The sequence below is a fragment of the Cytobacillus sp. FSL R5-0377 genome (assembly GCF_038004385.1).
Taxonomy (GTDB): Bacteria; Bacillota; Bacilli; order Bacillales; family Cytobacillaceae; genus Cytobacillus.
In genome coordinates this window covers 1716738-1735134 of the sequence record NZ_JBBORA010000001.1, presented here as the reverse complement: position 1 = coordinate 1735134, position 18397 = coordinate 1716738, and the positions used below count along the sequence as shown (strand labels likewise).

Sequence of the window (18397 nt, the reverse complement as noted above, 5' to 3'; positions counted from 1 at the left end):
GAATATGGTATAATTTTGAAGTGGTAGATTAATAGAATGGCGAGAGGAGTTCATATGTTTTTCTTCCAGGCAATATTAATCATATTTATATGGGTGGCTCCCTTTTTCTTCTTTCAAAATGCTTATAAAAAAATGAGCAAAAAGGAACAGCAGGATGTGAAAATAGAGCTGAAGAACCCTTTCTTTTTCCTGACTTTTGGAGGCTGCTGCATAGGTTTTCAAGTCTTTATTACCGGCAGCATTTCAGAAATCAAAATCATTCAGCATATAGGCTCCGGATTAGTGTTCATCGGGCTGGTGACAGCATGCGTGTCTACATTCAGGCAGAGACAGTTTAAAAAGAGTTTTGCCCTAATGATGATTGGGATACTAGGGGCTATTTTTTATTTTTTCTAAGGTACGGTGAAGCTTATGACGAGAGAGTTTTCTTCTATATTGCTATTCCTGGCCATTATATTATCAGCTTGTAATCAAACCCCTGACCTCGAGCCGTATGATGGAAAAGCATTAAGGATTGCGGTCGTTGGAGACCCGCCAAGATTGGATGCAGACCAAGTGAAGTTTAATGAACTATCTATTGATGAACTTAGAGCTGAGGAATTAAGCTCTTATGAAGCAGTTATCATAACTGAAAAGAATCTTGCTAAAGCGGCTGAAGCCAAATATGCAGATACCTATGCAGAGTCATCCATTCCGTTCTTTTTTGTATCGGCAAGCAGTCATATCCCGTTTTTAGGTTAAGACACAGAATATAGTGATTCATGGAAGTGGGAGGCTGGCAAAAGCTATGCTGTGGGAGTTCTGACTTCCGAAGAAAATGATTCCCTTCAAACTTGGGAGTATGCGCTGTATAATGACGAATTGACCGATGAATCCATTCGTGATGTGTATTTGAGAATGTTTAAGACTCTTGATGAGCTCAAGCAATAAGGTGATCATTTCAAATCCGGATTACAGTATGGAATAATAGCAGTATCTTAAAAATTTTAAACGAAGTCATTATTCCAGCAAAGAGGGATATTATGTATAGAATCATGATGATCGAAGACGATGAAAAAATAAGACGGATTGTCGCTGATACGCTTAAAAAGTGGCAATATGATGTGGTAGAGGTAACTCAGTTTGATCAAGTGCTGACGGAATTTGAGCAGACAAGTCCACACCTGATTTTATTGGATATCAATCTTCCTGTTTTTGATGGATATTACTGGTGCCAGCAAATACGCTCGGTTTCAAAGGTGCCGATCATTTTCCTTTCCTCCAGAAATCAGAATATGGATATCATAATGGCTATTAATATGGGCGGGGATGATTTTATCCAGAAGCCCTTTGATTTGGATATCCTTCTTGCCAAAATCAGTGCGCTCATCCGCCGGAAGTATACCTATCAGGAAGAGGAGAATATCCGTCTGATCCATCGCGGCCTGAAATTAAATGTAACCAATTCAACGATTGAATTGGATGGGAAAAGCAATGAGCTAAGCCGGAATGAATTCATCCTTTTGCAGCTGATGATGCGGAATATCGGAAAAATCGTGTCCAGGGATGACTTAATGCAGGCGCTGTGGAATGAGGAGCAGTTTGTTGATGATAATACACTGACCGTGAATGTGAATCGGATGCGCCGGAAAATTGGCGCACTTGGACTAGAGGACTTCATTGTCACTCGGAAAGGGTTAGGGTATATAATCGAATGAATTTCCTTCGCTATCTATCCTATGAAAAGGCTTATATCGTCCTCTACCTGATCAGCTTCCTGATTTCAGCCGCCATCTTTTTTACTGATATCCATGGCAGCCTGGCGTGGGGGACATTCCTCTATGCCTTTACCTTATCTTCGATTGTCTTAATCGGGTTTTTATTATACCGGTATCAGCAAAATCTGCGTGTGATCCGGCAAATAGAAAGATCGGATTATGAAAGCCTGTCTCTGGAAGGAGAGTTTGCTAAGGCCCACATCGATGAGCTGAAGCGGGAACATATCCGGGAGATGAATCGGATTCAGGAAAGACAGAAGGAACATTATGATTTTATCGTAAGCTGGTTTCATGAAATCAAAACTCCGATTGCGGTACTTCGCCTGCTGCAGCAGACTGATATGGATGCAGACAGTTTAAGGGAAGAAATCGCCAAAGTTGAAAATTATGTTGATCAAGCACTCTATTACGCTAAACTGGACAGCTTTAATCAGGATTACGATATCCGGAAATGCGATATAATCAAGATTACGAAGGATATTGTAAAGTCCCACTCCAAGTCGTTTATTTCAAAAAACATCCGCCTGCACATACAGGCAGATAAGCTTGAAGTTCAAAGTGATCCTAAATGGCTCCATTTCATTGTCAATCAGCTTCTGACAAACAGTTTGAAATATACGGAACCTGGCGGAGAAATCACTATTAGCGTTTTTGAAACCCCGCAGGAAAAGCAGCTCGTGATTCGGGATAATGGGATTGGCATCAGCAGAAAAGATCTTCCAAGAGTATTTAATCGCGGTTTTACCGGAGAAACGGGGCGGCTGCATTCGAAGTCAACCGGGATGGGTTTATATTTAGCGCAGCAGCTGTGCAATAAGCTGGGGCATTATATTAGCTGCACGTCGAAAGTGAATGAATACACCCAATTTATCGTTCACTTCCCGCTTGATAGCGATCCCTTTTTACTAATGAAAAAAACACACGATGAGTAAAGCTCATCGTGTGTTTTTTTCGCTGACAATTTTGTAGTAAATAGATACAGATGAAGCGTAAAAGATTAAATATGTTAAAACATATAATCCCATGACGGAAAAAATAATGGTCGTTAAAGAAGGCAAATCTTTGATAACCAGGATGACCGTATAATATAAAAGGAACCAGCTGTGAAGCAATCCCAGCAGGAGCGGAGGCAAAAATACGAACAGCAATTGTTTGCGGATAATCTTTTTCATGTCTTTGTCGTCCACACCGATTTTCCGCAGAATGGCGTAGTGTTCCCGTTCTTCTGTAGCTTCGCGCAGCTGTTTAAAATAAATCACACTCCCTAAAGCAAACAAGGCAATAACAGCAAAAAAGGCAACAGAGAACAAGATTAAAGAAGATGACTCCGTATCTATAGAATACATATCAATATAGGCCGAATAATAGGCTCCTTCTGTTTTCATCACGATGTCATGGATTTCCCGTGATACATCATTGGATGTTTTGGGATCTTCAATTTGATAAATTTCAAATGAAAAAAGGGTGCGTTCTTTTCTTAATTCCTCAAAAGCCTCGTCTGAAACAATAAGCACAGAAGGCTGCGGATTGGTTTTTCCGCCAGGCCTCGTTGGGATGGTTAACAGCGGGTACCGTATTTTTTCCGCTAAACGAAATGTATGGTCTTTCAAAACGGTTATTTCAGGCTGAGAACCTTTATATTTTACCGGTTCATCAATCCCCCTTGTTAATACAATGGCCTCATCCCCGGCGATATCTACTTTTTCTCCCGTTCCTCTCAAATCAACAATGGCATTTAATTGGGACTCCGGGAAAAGGTAAAATTCCTCGGTGTAATATTCGGGATAGCTAAAGAATGCCTTTCTGTTTTGGATCTTTTCTGTTTGAATTCCTGTAAGGGTTTCATGGCCAAGGATGGGGTGAGACTCATTCATCATTTTTTCAATATATCTTTGAGTTTCATCATCCTGGGTCGAAAAGGCAAAATGATTCGGGTACTCTTTTTTTACCACTTCGCTTTTCATGGCATAGTCTACAGCAAGAAATCCGACTGTAAAGATGACAATCGCACTAATCAGTGAATTGAAGGTGAAATTGACTGTATTTCCTCGAATGGAAAAACGGAGAGAAGAGATCCATAACATTTTACTGCCCATAAAATAGTTTTTCTGCTGGCTCAGCTTTTGGAGCATCCAGCCAGAGAACTGCCGGTAAAATAAATAGGTCCCGGCAATCAAAGCCGCCGCTACAGCTGTTAAGGTTTCATTAAAATGATTTTTCCAAATGTCCGTATCTCCTATGGTAATCATATAGTATGACCCGGAAATCAATAGAATGGACAGCAGCGCGAAGGCAAAAGAAAATCTAAATGGCTTTTCCATCTTTTCCTTTGCATGAAACAATTCCACTAACTGGACACGCCGGACAGTTACATAACTTTGAATGGTAATGATGATGATTAATAAGGCAAATAACAGAACAGTTGATCCAATCGCCTCTAATGGAAAAGCAAAAGAAATGTCCTCATTGTAGCGCATTAAGTTCATTAATACCGCACCGAAAAATTTCGATAGCAGTCCACCGATTAAAATCCCGCTGGAAACTGAAATGGCGCTCAAGAATAAGGTTTCAAAGAAGACCATTGCGGCAATTTGTCTCTCCTTCATGCCGTAAAGCAAATACATGCCGAATTCCTTTTTTCGCTGCTTCATGAAAAAAGAGTTCGCATATAAAATAAAGAAGACAATAAACAAAAAGACAATCACCGAAGCCAGGGAAATAACCATTTTGTAGTTTTCCTTATTTTGAATGGCTTCGACTACATCTTTATTAAACATGAGACCCGAGAAAGTAAAGTAAATGACAACGCCGACAAACATCGAGATGAAATAAATGGAATACAAGCGGAAGTTCCGTTTCATATTTCTCCATGATAAATCCACTAAGTTCATCGCCGGTCACTTCCTAAAGCACTTTGAATCGTCAGGATGCGATCAAAGAATTCCTTTTCCGTCTGCTCGCCTTTAAACATTTCATTGACGATTCTTCCATCACGGAGAAAAATAACACGCTGACAGTAGCTGGCTGCATAGGGATCGTGCGTAATCATCAGAACAGTTGTCCTGAAGGTTTCATTGAGTAATTGAATTTGTTCCAGCAGCTGGGTAGCAGACCGGGAGTCGAGTGCACCTGTTGGTTCATCAGCAAACACAATGGCGGGATTTGTAATGATTGCCCTAGCGGCAGCTGTCCGCTGTTTCTGACCGCCTGATATCTCAGAAGGGTATTGATGTAAAATGGATTCAATCGATAAGGCATCAACCAATCTGGCTAACCGCTTTTCCATTTCATCAACAGGTGTTTTTTGGAGAGAAAGCGGGAGGAGGATATTCTCCTTCACCGTTAAAGTATCCAGCAGGTTATAATCCTGAAAAATAAATCCCATTCTTTTTTGGCGGAACGACCGCAGATCCTTCTTTTTCATATCTAATAGGGAATTTCCCTCTATCCATACATTTCCCCCGCTAAAGTCATCAATGGTGGACAGGGTGTTCATTAAGGTGGTTTTTCCGGATCCGGACGGACCCATAATGGCAGTCAATTCCCCTTGTTCAACAGTCAAATCAATATTCTTTAAGACCTGTGTTTTCCCATAAGATTTTGATAGATTTTTGGTTTGTATCATTCTGGTCATGTTTTCGACCTCCTTCACTATCACACTATACCGGCTATACTTCCCGCCAGCCATCGATGTAACAGAATGTAAAGTGACATTTTTGTCATGTTGGGGGAGAACAGTCTAACTTTTCACTATCCATGTTCAATTTGTATATGCTGGGAAACTGGTCCCTAAGTGAGTATCAAGAAAGGATTGAATTTCCCCAAACTGCAAATACTATCCAAAAAAAGTTTCGGAGTGGAAAATGATTTTACAAATTGCTTCAGTAGTTCTGTTTAATTTGATCATATATATAAGACCATTAAAGGGATATCAGTCAATAAAATTGTCCATATCTGGATTTTTACAATAGCCTTCCAATTATTCTTTGATATTTTTGTGGATTTCAAGTACAAAGGATACTGGTACTTTACTCAAGGAATTGATTGGGAAGCACTTCCGTCCTACACCATTTTAATCCCGCCTGTTAATTTGATGTTTATTAATTGGTATCCTTTTTCGGGCTCTTTTATGAAAAAGGTGGGCTACTTTATTATTTGGGAAATCTTCCTGCTGAGCTATGAAGCGGCCACCCTGCTGCCTCATCCATTTGGTTTCTTTCATTATGGATGGTGGAATTTATGGTATTCTGCCTTTGTAAATCCGATTCTATTAATGATCCTGATGGGGTATTACAAATGGATCAGTACATTAGAAAAGAAAGCTTGCCTCTAGAAGGGCTGCTGAGGCAGCTCTTTTTTTCCTGTATATCGTATGGCATAATTTTCTAAGACAAAGGAGTGAGAGGATGAAGAAAATATTCATTATTGAGGATGACCCGAAGATCGCAGAGCACCTGAGGTCACACTTAGTGAAGTATGGCTATGAAGCTGCGGCTGCGGAACAATTCGATCATGTGATGGAAGAGTTTCATAGGCATAAACCGGATCTTGTGCTCCTGGATATAAATCTGCCGAGCTTTGATGGGTATTACTGGTGCAGGCAAATCCGGAAGGAATCGATCTGTCCGGTTATTTTCATTTCGGCTCGGGTAGGGGAGATGGATCAGGTGATGGCGCTCGAGAATGGCGGCGATGATTTCATTACCAAGCCGTTTCATCCGGAAATTGTGATGGCGAAAATCCGCAGCCAGCTGCGACGGGCTTACGGGGAATATGCCTCGCAGGCCCAGGAGCGGGTGCTTGAGACAGAGGGATTAAAGCTGTTTCCGGAAAGGCTGGAATTGTGTTTCAAGGATAAAACCGTACAGCTGTCTAAAAAAGAAGCGGATATTATAGAAAGTCTGCTGGAGCGGTACCCGCGTGTGGCCGGGCGTGAAGATTTGCTGGAAAAGCTGTGGGATGAGCAGGTGTATGTGGATGAAAATACGCTGAATGTCAATATGGCGAGGGTACGAAAAAAATTCGAGGCAATCGGGCTTTCAGGGGCGGTTGAAACCGTAAGAGGCGCAGGCTACCGTCTGATCGTCACCTGGTGAAGGGCTGGAGAAACATGAAATTATTCCTTAAAGAGCATGCACTCCTAATCGGGGTACAGATCATTCAATTTTTTATGATTCTGGCCATTTACTGGCTTGATGGCTATCGGCATCTTTTGCCTGCCCTCTATGGCATCTTCCTAGGCCTATTCTTTCTAACAGCCTATCTGGCATACCACTATGCCAGCCGCCGCAAATTTTATCAAAGGCTGACAGAGGAACTTGCTTCCCTTGACGATTCCTTTCAAACAACAGAAAATTCACCGATTTCTAAGGCCCTTGATCATCTGCTAAAGGTTCAGTACAGGCATTATCAGACGGGAATCAAAGCGCTGGAATCCAGGCAGGAGGAGCATTTGAAGTTTATGGATCAATGGGTTCATCAGATGAAGACGCCGCTTTCCGTCATTGAGCTGATTGCACAAAACTTGGATGAACCGGATTCCTCCAGTATCCGTGAAGAGACGGACCGGATGAAAACGGGCTTGAACACCATCCTCTATATGGCGCGGCTCCGGACAATCGAACAGGATTTTCATATAAAACCTGTACACTTGTCCAAAATCATTCATGAAGTGAATGGTGAGAACAAACGGTTTTATATCCGGAACGGGGTGTATCCAAATCTCATTCAGGACAAGCAGGATATGATCGTGGAGACAGATGAGAAATGGCTGTTTTTTATGCTTTCTCAGCTGATCAATAATGCGGTCAAGTATTCCAGAGGGAAGAGCAATCGGATTGATATCGACATTTTTGAGAAAAACGGGGAAGCTGTCTTAGAAGTGAAGGACTATGGGGTCGGGATTCCGGAAGCGGACAAGCGCCGGGTGTTTGAACCTTTTTACACAGGAGAGAATGGACGGAAATTCAGGGAATCGACAGGTATGGGGCTGTACTTGACGAAGGAGGCGGCTGATCATCTGGGCCATCGCATCGAACTGGAATCCGAGCCCGGAAAAGGGACAATTTTCAGGCTGATTTTTAGCGAAACACAGAACCTTACAGCCCTGTAAGGTAAGTGAAAGAAAAATCGATTTTTTGAAATGGGTCTGAAGGATATACTGATCACAAGTCAACTGAATGTGAAAGGAGAGCTTGTGATGCTAAAAGTGAAGCAAGTAAGCAAGATTTATGAAGGAAAAATCGCCTATCGTGCGTTAACGGATATTAATTTAACCATTAAAGAAGGTGAGTTTGTCGGAATCATGGGACCTTCGGGAAGCGGGAAAACAACGCTGCTGAACATGATTGCCACCATTGATGAACCGACAACAGGAGAAATCCTGATCAATGAAAGAAACCCCCATGTACTAAAAAAAGAGGAGCTGGCTCAATTCCGGCGCCGTGAACTGGGGTTTGTTTTCCAGGACTTCAACCTGCTTCATACCTTGACGGTTGAAGAAAATATGGTTCTACCGCTGACATTGGACGGGAAAAAAGTGAAGGAAATGAAGCGGAAAGCACATGAAATAGCGGAGAAGCTGGGGATTTCCGGCATTATGAATAAACGGACGTATGAAATATCCGGGGGGCAGGCGCAAAGAGCTGCTGTGGCAAGAGCGATGATTCATACACCAAAGCTTCTACTCGCCGATGAACCTACAGGGAATTTGGATTCCAAGTCTTCCAAGGATGTAATGGAAATGCTTGAATCGATTAACCAAACAGAGAAGACTACTATGATGCTTGTCACACATGATGCGCAGGCAGCGAGCTATTGCAACCGGGTCATCTTCATTCGGGACGGAAAGTTCTATTCGGAGATTCACCGCGGAGATAACCGCCAGGCCTTTTTCCAAAAGATCATCGATACACTTTCACTGCTGGGAGGGGATGCACATGACCTTTCGTCAGTTCGCGTTTAATAACGTTATTCGCAATAAACGGCTGTATGCAGCCTATTTTCTCAGCAGTTTATTTACGGTCATGGTGTTCTTTACCTTCTCGATTTTTGCGAATCATCCTGCCTTAAGCGGGGATGGCATGAACTCTGTCGTTACAAAGGGAATGAATGCCTCTGCAGGCATTATCTATGTATTTTCGTTCTTTTTTGTTCTATATTCGATGAGTTCATTCCTGCAGTCCCGGAAAAAAGAGTTTGGGTTATTAATGATACAGGGCATGAGCATAAAACAGATTCGTCTCATGGTATTTTTGGAAAATATGCTGATTGGCTTATTTGCCACTTTGGGGGGGATTCTCCTTGGTCTTGTGTTTGCCAAGGCGATTCTCCTTCTTGCTGAAAATGTCTTGATTATAGAGCAGACTCTGTCTTTTTACTTTCCAATGAAGGCCATCCTGGTCACCTTCATTTCTTTTATTATTTTATTTTTCTTCATTTCCTTATTTGTGACGTATGTTCTGCGCAGCAAAAAGCTGATTGAATTAATAAAGGGTAATAAAATGTCAAAGGGAGAGCCAAAAGCGAATCGTTTTCTAACGATGCTCGCTGTCCTATTAATAGGGGTGGGGTATGCTGCTGCCCTAATCGCAAAAGGGCTGGTTGTTGTAGCGGCAATGGTGCCGGTTATTATTGTTGTCTGCATTGGCACCTACCTGTTATTTACACAATTGAGTGTTTATATTATTAGAAGATTAAAGAAGAATGAAAGTGTATTTTGGTTTAAAACCAATATGCTGCTGTTTTCAGATTTGGCCTTTCGCATGAAGGATAATGCGCGAACCTTCTTCATGGTGGCAATGGTTTCAACCGTTGCATTCAGTGCAATTGGCACTTTATTCGGATTCCAGACGGTGCTGACTTCCAGCATTAAGAATGCAAATGCCACAACGTTTTCTTATAGAACGACTGAAGAACATGAAGTGAAGAATGTAGAGTTTATCAATCAGACGTTAAAGGAAGAAAAGGTTACAGCAGAATCGGCGCATGCGATTTTACGTTACTTTGAAGTTGGCGGGGACAGCATTCTGATTGCGAGTCAATCCGACTATAACCGTTTTGCAGCACTCATTGATGAAGATCCGATTGAGTTAAAAGCCGGGCAAGTCATGACAGTCGAGTTTGAAGGGACCAACTTCGGGCAAACGAAGGAGCTCCTAAATGAAACCATTACACTGACTTCGGGCACCGTTTTGAAGCCGAAGGAGGTCATTCATTCGAAAGCACTGCCGGCAACGGACTCCTATTATATCGTATCAGATGAAGACTATGAAAAGCTCCCTGAACCAGGGTTTCAGGAAAGTTATTACGCCTGGGAGGCAACAGATGGTGAGGAGCACATAATGGCTGCCTCTGAAAAGCTGTACAAGGAATTGCCAAGATATGAAATTATATCAGTTGAATACGAAATATACGAGATTATGAAAGGCTTTGGGCCGATATTATTTGTCGGGCTGTTTATCGGGATCGTCTTTTTCGTATCAGCCGGCAGCTTCCTGTACTTCAGGCTCTACATGGATCTGGATGAGGACAAACAAAAATTCAAGTCGATATCCAAGATGGGGCTGACAGAAAAAGAGCTGCAAAAGGTCTTAAACAGACAGACTATGATCCTGTTTTTCGCACCAATCCTCGTCGCTCTTATCCATGGTGCCGTTGCTCTGACTGCGTTATCCAACCTGTTCTACTTTAATCTGTTTAAAGAATCAGTCGCTGTTCTGAGTGTTTTCCTGGCCATCCAGGTGGTTTACTTCTTTATCGTGCGCTTTTTCTATACGAAGCAGATCAAGGCTGCGATTTAAATTTAATAAGAAATTACGGGGGCCGGATGAATCTGGCCCTTTTTTATATTGAGTCCGAACCTGAAGAGGTACCCCGTCTTTTATCATACTCAAGCCCGCACCTGCATATAGAAAAGGGAAAGTAAACCTATGCAGGAGTGATGGAATGACAATCTTGGTTACTGGAGGAGCCGGTTATATTGGTTCGCATATTGTAGATCTTCTCATACAAAAGGGATACAAAACAGCAGTGGCAGATAATTTGACTACTGGCCATAGAAAGGCGGTCCATCCAAAGGCTGCATTCTATGAGGGTGATATCAGATCGCAGGATTTTCTAAATAGTGTCCTTTCCCGTGAGAGAATAGAGGCGGTCTTTCATTTTGCGGCATCATCCCTGGTAGGGGAATCGATGAAAGATCCGCTAAATTACTATAATAATAATGTGCTTGGTTCCCATAGCCTGTTAAAGGCTTTGGAAGCGCATAAGGTAAAAAAACTGGTGTTTTCGTCCACTGCAGCCGTATATGGTGAGGCAATAAGCCAGCCAATACGGGAGGATGCACCGCTTGCGCCTGCAAGCCCGTATGGTGAGACGAAACTTGCCGTTGAACGGATGATTCAATGGTGGGCGCAGGCATCAGGAGCCAGATTCGTGTCGCTCCGTTATTTTAATGCTGCAGGAGCAAAGGGCTCAGGAGAAATTGGCGAAGACCATCAGAACGAGACCCACCTCATTCCGATTATACTGCAGGCGGCCCTTGGAAAAAGAGAATCTGTCTCCATTTTTGGGGATGATTACCCAACTGAGGATGGTACCTGCATAAGGGATTATATTCACGTAGAAGATTTGGCAGAAGCCCATCTGCTCGCACTCCGCTATCTGGAAGATGGAGGGGAGAGCGATGTCTTTAACCTGGGAGGCAGCAAAGGGGCTTCGGTAAAAGAGGTAATTGAAGCTGCGGCGGAGGTAACAAACAGGTATTTTAAAGTAACGAAAGCTCCCCGCCGGTCTGGTGATCCGGCAGAACTGGTAGCTTCATCTGAAAAAGCAAGAATAATTCTGAACTGGAAGCCCGAAAAAACAAGTATCCGCCAGATTGTCGGGGATGCCTGGCGCTGGCACAGGTCCCATCCTGACGGATATCATAATTCATATGCGGGCTTGCCTTAAGTAGAGTGAAAGCTTTTCCTTCAGCTCTGGTCTTTTTAGTGCATAATCAATCGAGGCTTTAAGAAAGCCGAATTTATCTCCAATATCATAACGGCTTCCCTGGATCAGATAGGAATAAATATTTTCCCGGCGAAGCAAGGCATGGAGAGCATCTGTCAGCTGCAGCTCGCCTTTGCTGTCCGGGGTTCCATTCTCAAGCATGTCAAATATCGCAGGTGTTAAGATATAGCGGCCAATAATGGCATGTGCAGAAGGGGCTTTTTCAGCAGGAGGCTTTTCCACGAGGCTATCCACTTTGTATAATGGGCCCCTTTGTTCTGAATAGCCGACAATTCCATATTTATTGACTTCGGAGAGAGGAACCTCGCTGCATCCGAGGATGCTTGATCCCGTTTGGTTAAATTGCTCCATCATTTGCAGCATGGCAGGAGGATCCCCGTCGATGATATCATCGCCAAGGAGGACGGCAAACGGCTCTTTGCCAATGAACTTTCTCGCGCATAAAATGGCGTGACCCAATCCGAGCGGATCCTTCTGTCTGACATAGTGGATATCCGCCAGATTAGTGATTTCCCGCACTTCCTCAAGCATTTTATACTTTCCGCTTTTCTGCAGCAGCAGCTCCATTTCAACCGATTTATCAAAATGGTCTTCAATCGCCCGTTTGTTTCTCCCCGTTATGATAATAATATCCTCAATTCCTGAAGCAATGGCTTCCTCCACAATATATTGAATGGCAGGCTTATCGACGATGGGGAGCATTTCCTTGGGCTGTGCCTTGGTGGCCGGCAGGAAACGGGTTCCGAGCCCTGCAGCAGGAATGACCGCTTTTTTAATCATTGCAATCCCCCTTTCCCCTCTATTTTTATGTCGGAGGAAGGTTGTATTATCCCTTCCTGAATATTTTGCCACGGTTCGTGAACCCTAAAATTGTAAATAATCATGAACCCAGAGGTGTAGAGATTGCTTCTAAAAAAATGGGCGGCGGAGAAAAATCTCCTTATTCTGGCAGGCATTGCTTTAGCTTTATTTGTTTCCCCTTTATACATATTAGGTGAAAATGCACATATACGCGTTCATGATAATCTCGACAGCAATCTGGCGTGGTATAAAGTCCTTGCTGAAAGCGGGCAGCTTACAGGACCCATAGATGCTGTCATTCCGCAGGTTATGAACGGGAATTTATCCCGCAATGCGTTTGGATCGGAATTTACCTTAATTGTGTGGCTGTATGCTCTTTTTCCGACGATGATTGCGTATGCACTCAGCCAGACAATCACAAGAGTGTTTGCTTTTATCGGGATGTATTTGCTTCTGAAAAAGCATTTTCTTAAAGAAAAAAAGTGGGCACCTATAACGATCGGGACTGCCCTTGCTTTTGCCTTCACCCCTTTCTGGCCATCCGGCATGCTGAGCACGCTGGGGATGCCGCTTGCCCTTTGGGCCATATTAAATATCAGGCAGGGGGAGCGGTCGTGGAAAAATATACTGGTCCTCACCCTTTTGCCTTTATATGCAAGCATCGTCCTGGGCTTTTTCTTTTTCCTGAGCGCCATGGGGGTTTTCTGGCTGGTGGACGCAATCAGGAAAAGGGAATGGAACTGGCCGTTTCTTTTATCGATTGTTTATATGACCGGAATCTTTTTCATCGTTGAATACAGGCTGGTGTATTCCTTCCTTTTTGACGATGAGCCGAACAGCCGGGATGAATATTTCCATGCGAGGCTCACCTTTTGGCATTGCGTCAGACTGACATTCAAGAATTTTGCGATCGGCCACCATCATGCTGCAACCATTCACACGCTGGTTATTTTGCCGGTTATGTTTGTGTCCCTTTTTATGATACTTTGGAAAAAGGATTGGAAAAAAGAGAAGGTGTTTTTGTTCCTGTTTTTCCTGAACTTTGCGTTATCTGCATGGTATGCCTTCTGGTTCTACAAAGGCTGGGTGCCCCTTACAAAGCGTTTTCACGTGCTTGATACATTCAACTTTGCGAGATATCACTTTCTAAGGCCCATGGTTGTTTATGTCTTATTTGCGCTATCGCTGAAAATACTTTGGTCATACGGGGGGATATGGAGGAGGCTGATCCCTGTATTGGTGCTTGCCCAGGTGGTTGCCGTGTCCTTTTTTAACGAGGAAATTCTTTTTCAGAAAAAGCCAACCTTCAAACAGTTTTATGCAGAAGAGCAGTTCTCGGCCATTAAAGAATACATCGGTCTTCCTCAGGAGGATTACAGGGTGGCAAGCATTGGGCTTCATCCGGCGATTGCCCAGTATAATGGGTTCTACACGCTGGATTCCTATAATAATTTCTATCCCTTAACCTATAAATATCAATTTCGGAAAATCATTGAAAAAGAGCTTAAAAAAAATAAAACGATCCGCACCTATTATGATGAATGGGGCGGGAGATGCTATATCTTTACAGACGAGCTTGGCAAGCATTATATGTTCAAAAAGCGCACGAAAAAAAGGCTGAAGAACCTGGAATTGAATACAGACGCCTTTAAGTCCATGGGAGGCTCCTATCTTTTTTCATCCGTTCCCATCGACAATGCCGAAGAGAATCAGCTTGTATTGGAGAAGGTTTTTGAATCAAAAAGCTCGGTATGGAAAATCTATCTTTATAAAGCCATATAAGCAGGGGGAATGAGAATGACCAACCCGGTACTTACTATCGTAGTTCCTTGCTATAACGAAGAGGAGGTACTGCCGGATTCCATTAATCAGCTGAATGGGCTGATTGAAGAACTGATGGATGATGAACTGGTTTCTGAAAAAAGCAAAATCCTTTTTGTAGATGATGGCAGCAGGGACCGGACCTGGCAGATTATTTATAAACATAGCCTGAATAATCCCCATGTGCGCGGACTGAAGCTTGCCAGGAATGCAGGACATCAGAATGCGCTGCTTGCAGGATTGACGGCAGCGGGGAAAGTTTCGGATTGCACAGTGTCCATTGATGCTGATCTTCAAGATGATATTGACGTGATCAGGGAGTTTATCCTGAAGTTCCGTGAAGGTTTTGACATTGTCTATGGTGTGAGAAGAAAGCGGGACAGTGATACATTTTTTAAGAGAAGCACGGCACAGGGATTTTATAAGCTGATGAGGAAAATGGATGTAGATCTTGTCTATAATCATGCGGATTTCCGCCTGATGAGCAAGCGGGCTTTGGAGGAGCTGCAGCGCTATGAGGAGGCCAATCTGTTCCTCCGCGGAATTGTGCCCTTGCTGGGCTTTAAAACAGCCAGTGTTTACTATGACCGCAAAGAACGCCTTGCCGGGGAAACGAAGTATCCGCTGAAAAAAATGCTGGCCTTTTCCTTTGAGGGCATTACCTCTTTTTCCGTGACGCCGATCCGGATGGTATTGGCATTGGGAATCGGATCCTTTCTGCTCAGCTTTTTATTTGGCCTCTACTTTCTGGGCCTGCGCTATTTTGGAGAAACAGAAACTGGCTGGACATCTTTAATTATCTCGATTTGGATGCTGGGGGGGCTTCAGCTGACAGCCATTGGCCTAATTGGAGAATATATTGGAAAAATCTATAAAGAGACAAAACGAAGACCCAGGTTCTCAATTGAAGTAGATGCTTTTAATCTGCCTATTTCGAGGCATATGGTGACTGATGGAGAGACTGATAATGAGTACGCGGACATTCACTTTAGAACATTATCTGAATCGAACTAATACCTTTATTCGCTTTTTGATCGTTGGAACAGTCAATACATTAGTCGGGTTAACCATGATATTCATGCTCCTGGATTTAGCAGGAATGTCTTATTGGACCGCGACATTTTTGGGAAACAGCACAGGTGCAGTTATCAGCTTTTTACTGAACCGAACGTTCACTTTCAGGAGCGGGACCAGCATTCCAGGAAGTGCTGTGCGCTTCATTTTCATTTTATTTCTGTGCTATATATTATCTTATTCCATAAGCGGCATGGCTGCAGAGGCTATAAAGAGCTTTACGCTTTTCGGCTATGAAGTATCGCCTGAAGAGCTTGCAGTTCTTATGGGGGCAGGCATTTATACGATAACCAATTATATGGGGCAGAAATACCTCGTTTTTACTAAATAGTGTAACAGATTTGCGCGAATGTGCTTTGAATTTTGAAGTTTCCTTGCATATAATTCTGAAAAGTGTTATGATGATTAAGAATTATTTTTGTTCGGTGTAAAGGATAGTTTGAGTAAAAACTTTACGTCTTGATGATCACTGAGAGCAAGGATAGTAACACAATGTGTGGTTTACACACAAGGAGGCAACAAAAATGGAAAACGGTAAAGTAAAATGGTTTAACAGTGAAAAAGGTTTCGGATTCATCGAGCGTGAAGGTGGAGAAGACGTATTCGTTCATTTCTCAGCTATCCAAGGCGAAGGCTACAAAACTCTAGAAGAAGGTCAAGAAGTGACTTTCGACGTTGAGCAAGGCCAGCGTGGAGCTCAAGCAGCTAACGTTCGCAAAGCTTAATCTTAAACCAGTCAAACTCAAAGCAGGCTCTTTATGAGCCTGCTTTTTATTTGTCCGGATAATCCCTGTTCAATATTATACCCGGTCAACCTCCATCATAATTTTCGTCACATACTGCTCCTTATCATTATGGACAACCGTATCATAAATGTACTCTTCAAATACATGCTCTCCAAGGGTTAAACCAAGCCGTTCCATTTCAAAAAAAAGCCGCTCATACGCTTCGCCGATCGTTTTTTCGCTTCCCACATGATAGCCGATAAGGAAATCTCCTTTTACGGCCCGAAAATAGGGATGCCCTTCCTTTGGATTCGGCTGTTCGATATACAAATAGCTGTAATTGGCGTATTCCCCCTTGAGCACCTGCTCACGCTTTGTAATGGACCCGATCGGATAACCTGAATCCAGCTGTGCGATCTGCAATTCATTAATAAAATCCGAGATGACTTCTACAAATTCTTCGTCCGATATGTTTTGAATGTTTCTGCTTAAATACAGGGTTGCTTCCGGCAATGGCTGAAATGTAATACGGTTAAAATCAAGATGGGAGGCTTCTTCCATTAAGCTTATTTTAGCTTCAATCAATTTCTCCTTCATTTCGATTTCCTGACGCTTCTTTATAATCTCCTCTTTTTTTCGGTACATGATGGATAAAAAGCTTTCAGGCGATTTATTTTGCATGTATTGCTGGATATCATTAAGCGACATGCCAAGATCCTTCAGCAAATCAATAACAAAAAACAGCTCTAATTGATGAATCGAATAATAGCGGTAGCCTTTTTCATTTTTCATGACCGGGGACAAAATTCCAATCTGGTCGTAATAAAAAATGGTCTGCTTGTTAACCTTGCAAAGCTTTGCAAATTCACCTGTTGTTACATATTTTCTATCTTTTTTACTCATTTTTACCTCACTGCCCTTGACTATATAGTTACTATATAGACTAGGATAAATCGTATAAATAAATCAAGTTTGACTGTTTGGTAAGGAGCATGATATAGATGAAAACACAAAAAATCACATTGGGGCTATTATTGACAAATTTATTTATTGCCTTTTTGGGAATCGGCCTGGTCATTCCTGTTCTGCCTACGCTGATGAATGAATTGCGCATAACAGGAACCACGGTCGGCTATTTGACAGCCGCATTTGCATTTGCCCAGCTAATTGTATCCCCGATTGCAGGGAGAGCAGCCGATAAGTGGGGCAGGAAAATCATGATCGTCATCGGCCTGTTTATTTTTGGCCTATCAGAATTCTTATTCGGGATCGGCCAAGAAATTGAGGTTCTGTTCGTTTCGAGGATTTTAGGCGGGATTAGTGCCGCGTTTATTATGCCGGCCGTAACAGCCTTTATTGCCGATATTACGACAACTGAGACCCGACCGAAGGCACTTGGGTATATGTCAGCGGCTATCAGCACTGGGTTTATCATCGGTCCGGGGATCGGCGGATTTTTAGCAGAGTTTGGAACACGTGTGCCATTTTTCTTTGCAGGGGGACTTGGTGCACTTGCAGCGGTGCTTTCCCTGATTTTATTAAAAGAGCCTGAGCGCAATGAGGAAACTAATAAAGGAGCCGAAGAAGAAGGAAAGAGCGGCTTCAGACGCTTGCTGGAACCAAAGTATCTCTTTGCTTTTATCCTGATTTTTATTGCTTCATTTGGGCTTGCTGCTTTTGAATCCTTCTTTAGTTTATTTGTGGATCACAAGTTTTCGTTTAAACCTTCAGATATAGCTATTGTCATCATGGGCGGAGCCATTTTGGGCGCAGTATCCCAGGTCCTGCTATTTGACCGCCTGACCCGCATATGGGGCGAAATCAGACTGATCCGCTATAGCCTGCTATTATCCGGCCTGCTTGTATTTTTAATGACTGTTGTTCATTCTTACTTTGCGATATTGCTTGTAACCTTCATTGTATTTATAGGGTTCGATTTATTCCGTCCGGCTATCACCACCTATCTTTCCAATATTGCCGGAAATGAACAGGGCTTCGTCGGCGGAATGAATTCAATGTTTACAAGCCTCGCAAACATCAGCGGACCTATTATAGGGGGTATGCTGTTTGATATCGATATTAACTACCCATACTACTTCGCAGCTATCGTTACTGCAGCGGGAACCGGTTTAACTTTTGCATGGAAAAAGCCTGCAGAGAAGCCATCAAAAGTGATGAAGGCCATATAAAAAGAGTGAATTAAGA

At 42.8% G+C, this 18397-nt stretch carries 19 protein-coding genes; 15 read left to right on the top strand and 4 right to left on the bottom strand.

Features of this window, described 5'->3' with window-relative positions; all coding sequences use genetic code 11:
* Window positions 1–54 precede the first annotated feature (54 nt).
* From NSQ49_RS08750 to NSQ49_RS08735, 4 genes are all read left to right on the top strand, one after another.
* A complete protein-coding gene (locus NSQ49_RS08750; RefSeq protein WP_159862196.1) occupies window positions 55–396 on the top strand; it encodes a hypothetical protein in 342 nt (113 codons plus the stop codon).
* A 15-nt stretch (window positions 397–411) separates the two neighbouring features.
* A complete protein-coding gene (locus tag NSQ49_RS08745; protein WP_341070673.1) occupies window positions 412–741 on the top strand; it encodes a hypothetical protein in 330 nt (109 codons plus the stop codon).
* 281 nt (window positions 742–1022) lie between these two features.
* A complete protein-coding gene (locus NSQ49_RS08740; RefSeq protein ID WP_159862194.1) occupies window positions 1023–1697 on the top strand; it encodes a response regulator transcription factor in 675 nt (224 codons plus the stop codon).
* Window positions 1694–2689: a sensor histidine kinase gene (locus NSQ49_RS08735; RefSeq protein WP_251284540.1), complete on the top strand. Its 996-nt coding sequence runs from the start codon at window positions 1694–1696 to the stop codon at window positions 2687–2689. The genes NSQ49_RS08740 and NSQ49_RS08735 overlap by 4 nt, the downstream gene beginning before the upstream one ends.
* Before the next feature lie 3 nt (window positions 2690–2692).
* On the opposite strand, the gene NSQ49_RS08730 is transcribed toward NSQ49_RS08735, so the two are convergent.
* Both NSQ49_RS08730 and NSQ49_RS08725 read right to left on the bottom strand, forming a co-directional pair.
* On the bottom strand, window positions 2693–4648 hold the full coding sequence (locus tag NSQ49_RS08730) for an ABC transporter permease (protein ID WP_251284541.1): 1956 nt from the start codon (window positions 4646–4648) through the stop codon (window positions 2693–2695).
* Window positions 4645–5391 carry an ABC transporter ATP-binding protein gene (locus tag NSQ49_RS08725; RefSeq protein WP_159862191.1) on the bottom strand — a complete coding sequence of 249 codons (747 nt, stop codon included), beginning with the start codon at window positions 5389–5391 and terminating at the stop codon, window positions 4645–4647. The genes NSQ49_RS08730 and NSQ49_RS08725 overlap by 4 nt, the downstream gene beginning before the upstream one ends.
* A 363-nt stretch (window positions 5392–5754) precedes the next feature.
* On the opposite strand from NSQ49_RS08725, the gene NSQ49_RS08720 reads away from it, so the two are divergent.
* The 6 genes from NSQ49_RS08720 to galE all read left to right on the top strand — a co-directional run bounded on the left by NSQ49_RS08720 (window position 5755) and on the right by galE (window position 11711).
* Window positions 5755–6090 (top strand): hypothetical protein, encoded by a 336-nt coding sequence (locus tag NSQ49_RS08720; RefSeq protein WP_311315953.1) that lies wholly within the window; start codon window positions 5755–5757, stop codon window positions 6088–6090.
* Between the two features lie 73 nt (window positions 6091–6163).
* Window positions 6164–6853: a response regulator transcription factor gene (locus tag NSQ49_RS08715; RefSeq protein WP_159862190.1), complete on the top strand. Its 690-nt coding sequence runs from the start codon at window positions 6164–6166 to the stop codon at window positions 6851–6853.
* Window positions 6854–6867: 14 nt separating this feature from the next.
* Window positions 6868–7869 carry a sensor histidine kinase gene (locus tag NSQ49_RS08710; RefSeq protein WP_159862189.1) on the top strand — a complete coding sequence of 334 codons (1002 nt, stop codon included), beginning with the start codon at window positions 6868–6870 and terminating at the stop codon, window positions 7867–7869.
* Between the two features lie 87 nt (window positions 7870–7956).
* Window positions 7957–8721 carry an ABC transporter ATP-binding protein gene (locus tag NSQ49_RS08705; protein WP_159862188.1) on the top strand — a complete coding sequence of 255 codons (765 nt, stop codon included), beginning with the start codon at window positions 7957–7959 and terminating at the stop codon, window positions 8719–8721.
* Entirely contained in the window at window positions 8696–10558 is a 1863-nt protein-coding gene (locus tag NSQ49_RS08700; RefSeq protein ID WP_159862187.1) for an FtsX-like permease family protein, read from the top strand. The genes NSQ49_RS08705 and NSQ49_RS08700 overlap by 26 nt, the downstream gene beginning before the upstream one ends.
* A gap of 145 nt (window positions 10559–10703) precedes the next feature.
* Entirely contained in the window at window positions 10704–11711 is a 1008-nt protein-coding gene (gene galE / locus NSQ49_RS08695) for a UDP-glucose 4-epimerase GalE (protein WP_159862186.1), read from the top strand.
* Here the strand turns inward: galE and galU are convergent.
* Entirely contained in the window at window positions 11691–12551 is an 861-nt protein-coding gene (gene galU, locus NSQ49_RS08690; RefSeq protein WP_159862185.1) for a UTP--glucose-1-phosphate uridylyltransferase GalU, read from the bottom strand. The two genes, galE and galU, sit on opposite strands and share 21 nt — an antisense overlap.
* A 123-nt stretch (window positions 12552–12674) precedes the next feature.
* On the opposite strand from galU, the gene NSQ49_RS08685 reads away from it, so the two are divergent.
* The 4 genes from NSQ49_RS08685 to NSQ49_RS08670 all read left to right on the top strand — a co-directional run bounded on the left by NSQ49_RS08685 (window position 12675) and on the right by NSQ49_RS08670 (window position 16192).
* Complete coding sequence (locus NSQ49_RS08685; RefSeq protein ID WP_251284542.1) at window positions 12675–14354, top strand: DUF6044 family protein; 1680 nt, start codon at window positions 12675–12677, stop codon at window positions 14352–14354.
* A gap of 15 nt (window positions 14355–14369) precedes the next feature.
* Window positions 14370–15407: a glycosyltransferase family 2 protein gene (locus NSQ49_RS08680; RefSeq protein ID WP_251284543.1), complete on the top strand. Its 1038-nt coding sequence runs from the start codon at window positions 14370–14372 to the stop codon at window positions 15405–15407.
* The gene (locus NSQ49_RS08675) at window positions 15361–15798 is read left to right on the top strand and encodes a GtrA family protein (RefSeq protein ID WP_251284544.1); all 438 of its coding nucleotides are present in this window, start codon (window positions 15361–15363) and stop codon (window positions 15796–15798) included. Before NSQ49_RS08680 ends, NSQ49_RS08675 begins: the two co-directional genes overlap by 47 nt.
* Before the next feature lie 193 nt (window positions 15799–15991).
* Window positions 15992–16192 (top strand): cold-shock protein, encoded by a 201-nt coding sequence (locus NSQ49_RS08670; protein ID WP_159862181.1) that lies wholly within the window; start codon window positions 15992–15994, stop codon window positions 16190–16192.
* 75 nt (window positions 16193–16267) lie between these two features.
* Here NSQ49_RS08670 and NSQ49_RS08665 read toward each other — a convergent pair whose 3' ends face one another.
* The gene (locus NSQ49_RS08665; RefSeq protein WP_251284545.1) at window positions 16268–17095 is read right to left on the bottom strand and encodes a MerR family transcriptional regulator; all 828 of its coding nucleotides are present in this window, start codon (window positions 17093–17095) and stop codon (window positions 16268–16270) included.
* A gap of 98 nt (window positions 17096–17193) precedes the next feature.
* Between NSQ49_RS08665 and norA the strand changes: the two genes are divergently transcribed.
* Window positions 17194–18381, top strand: a complete 1188-nt coding sequence (gene norA, locus NSQ49_RS08660) for a multidrug efflux MFS transporter NorA (protein ID WP_251284546.1) — start codon at window positions 17194–17196, stop codon at window positions 18379–18381.
* Window positions 18382–18397: the final 16 nt, after the last annotated feature.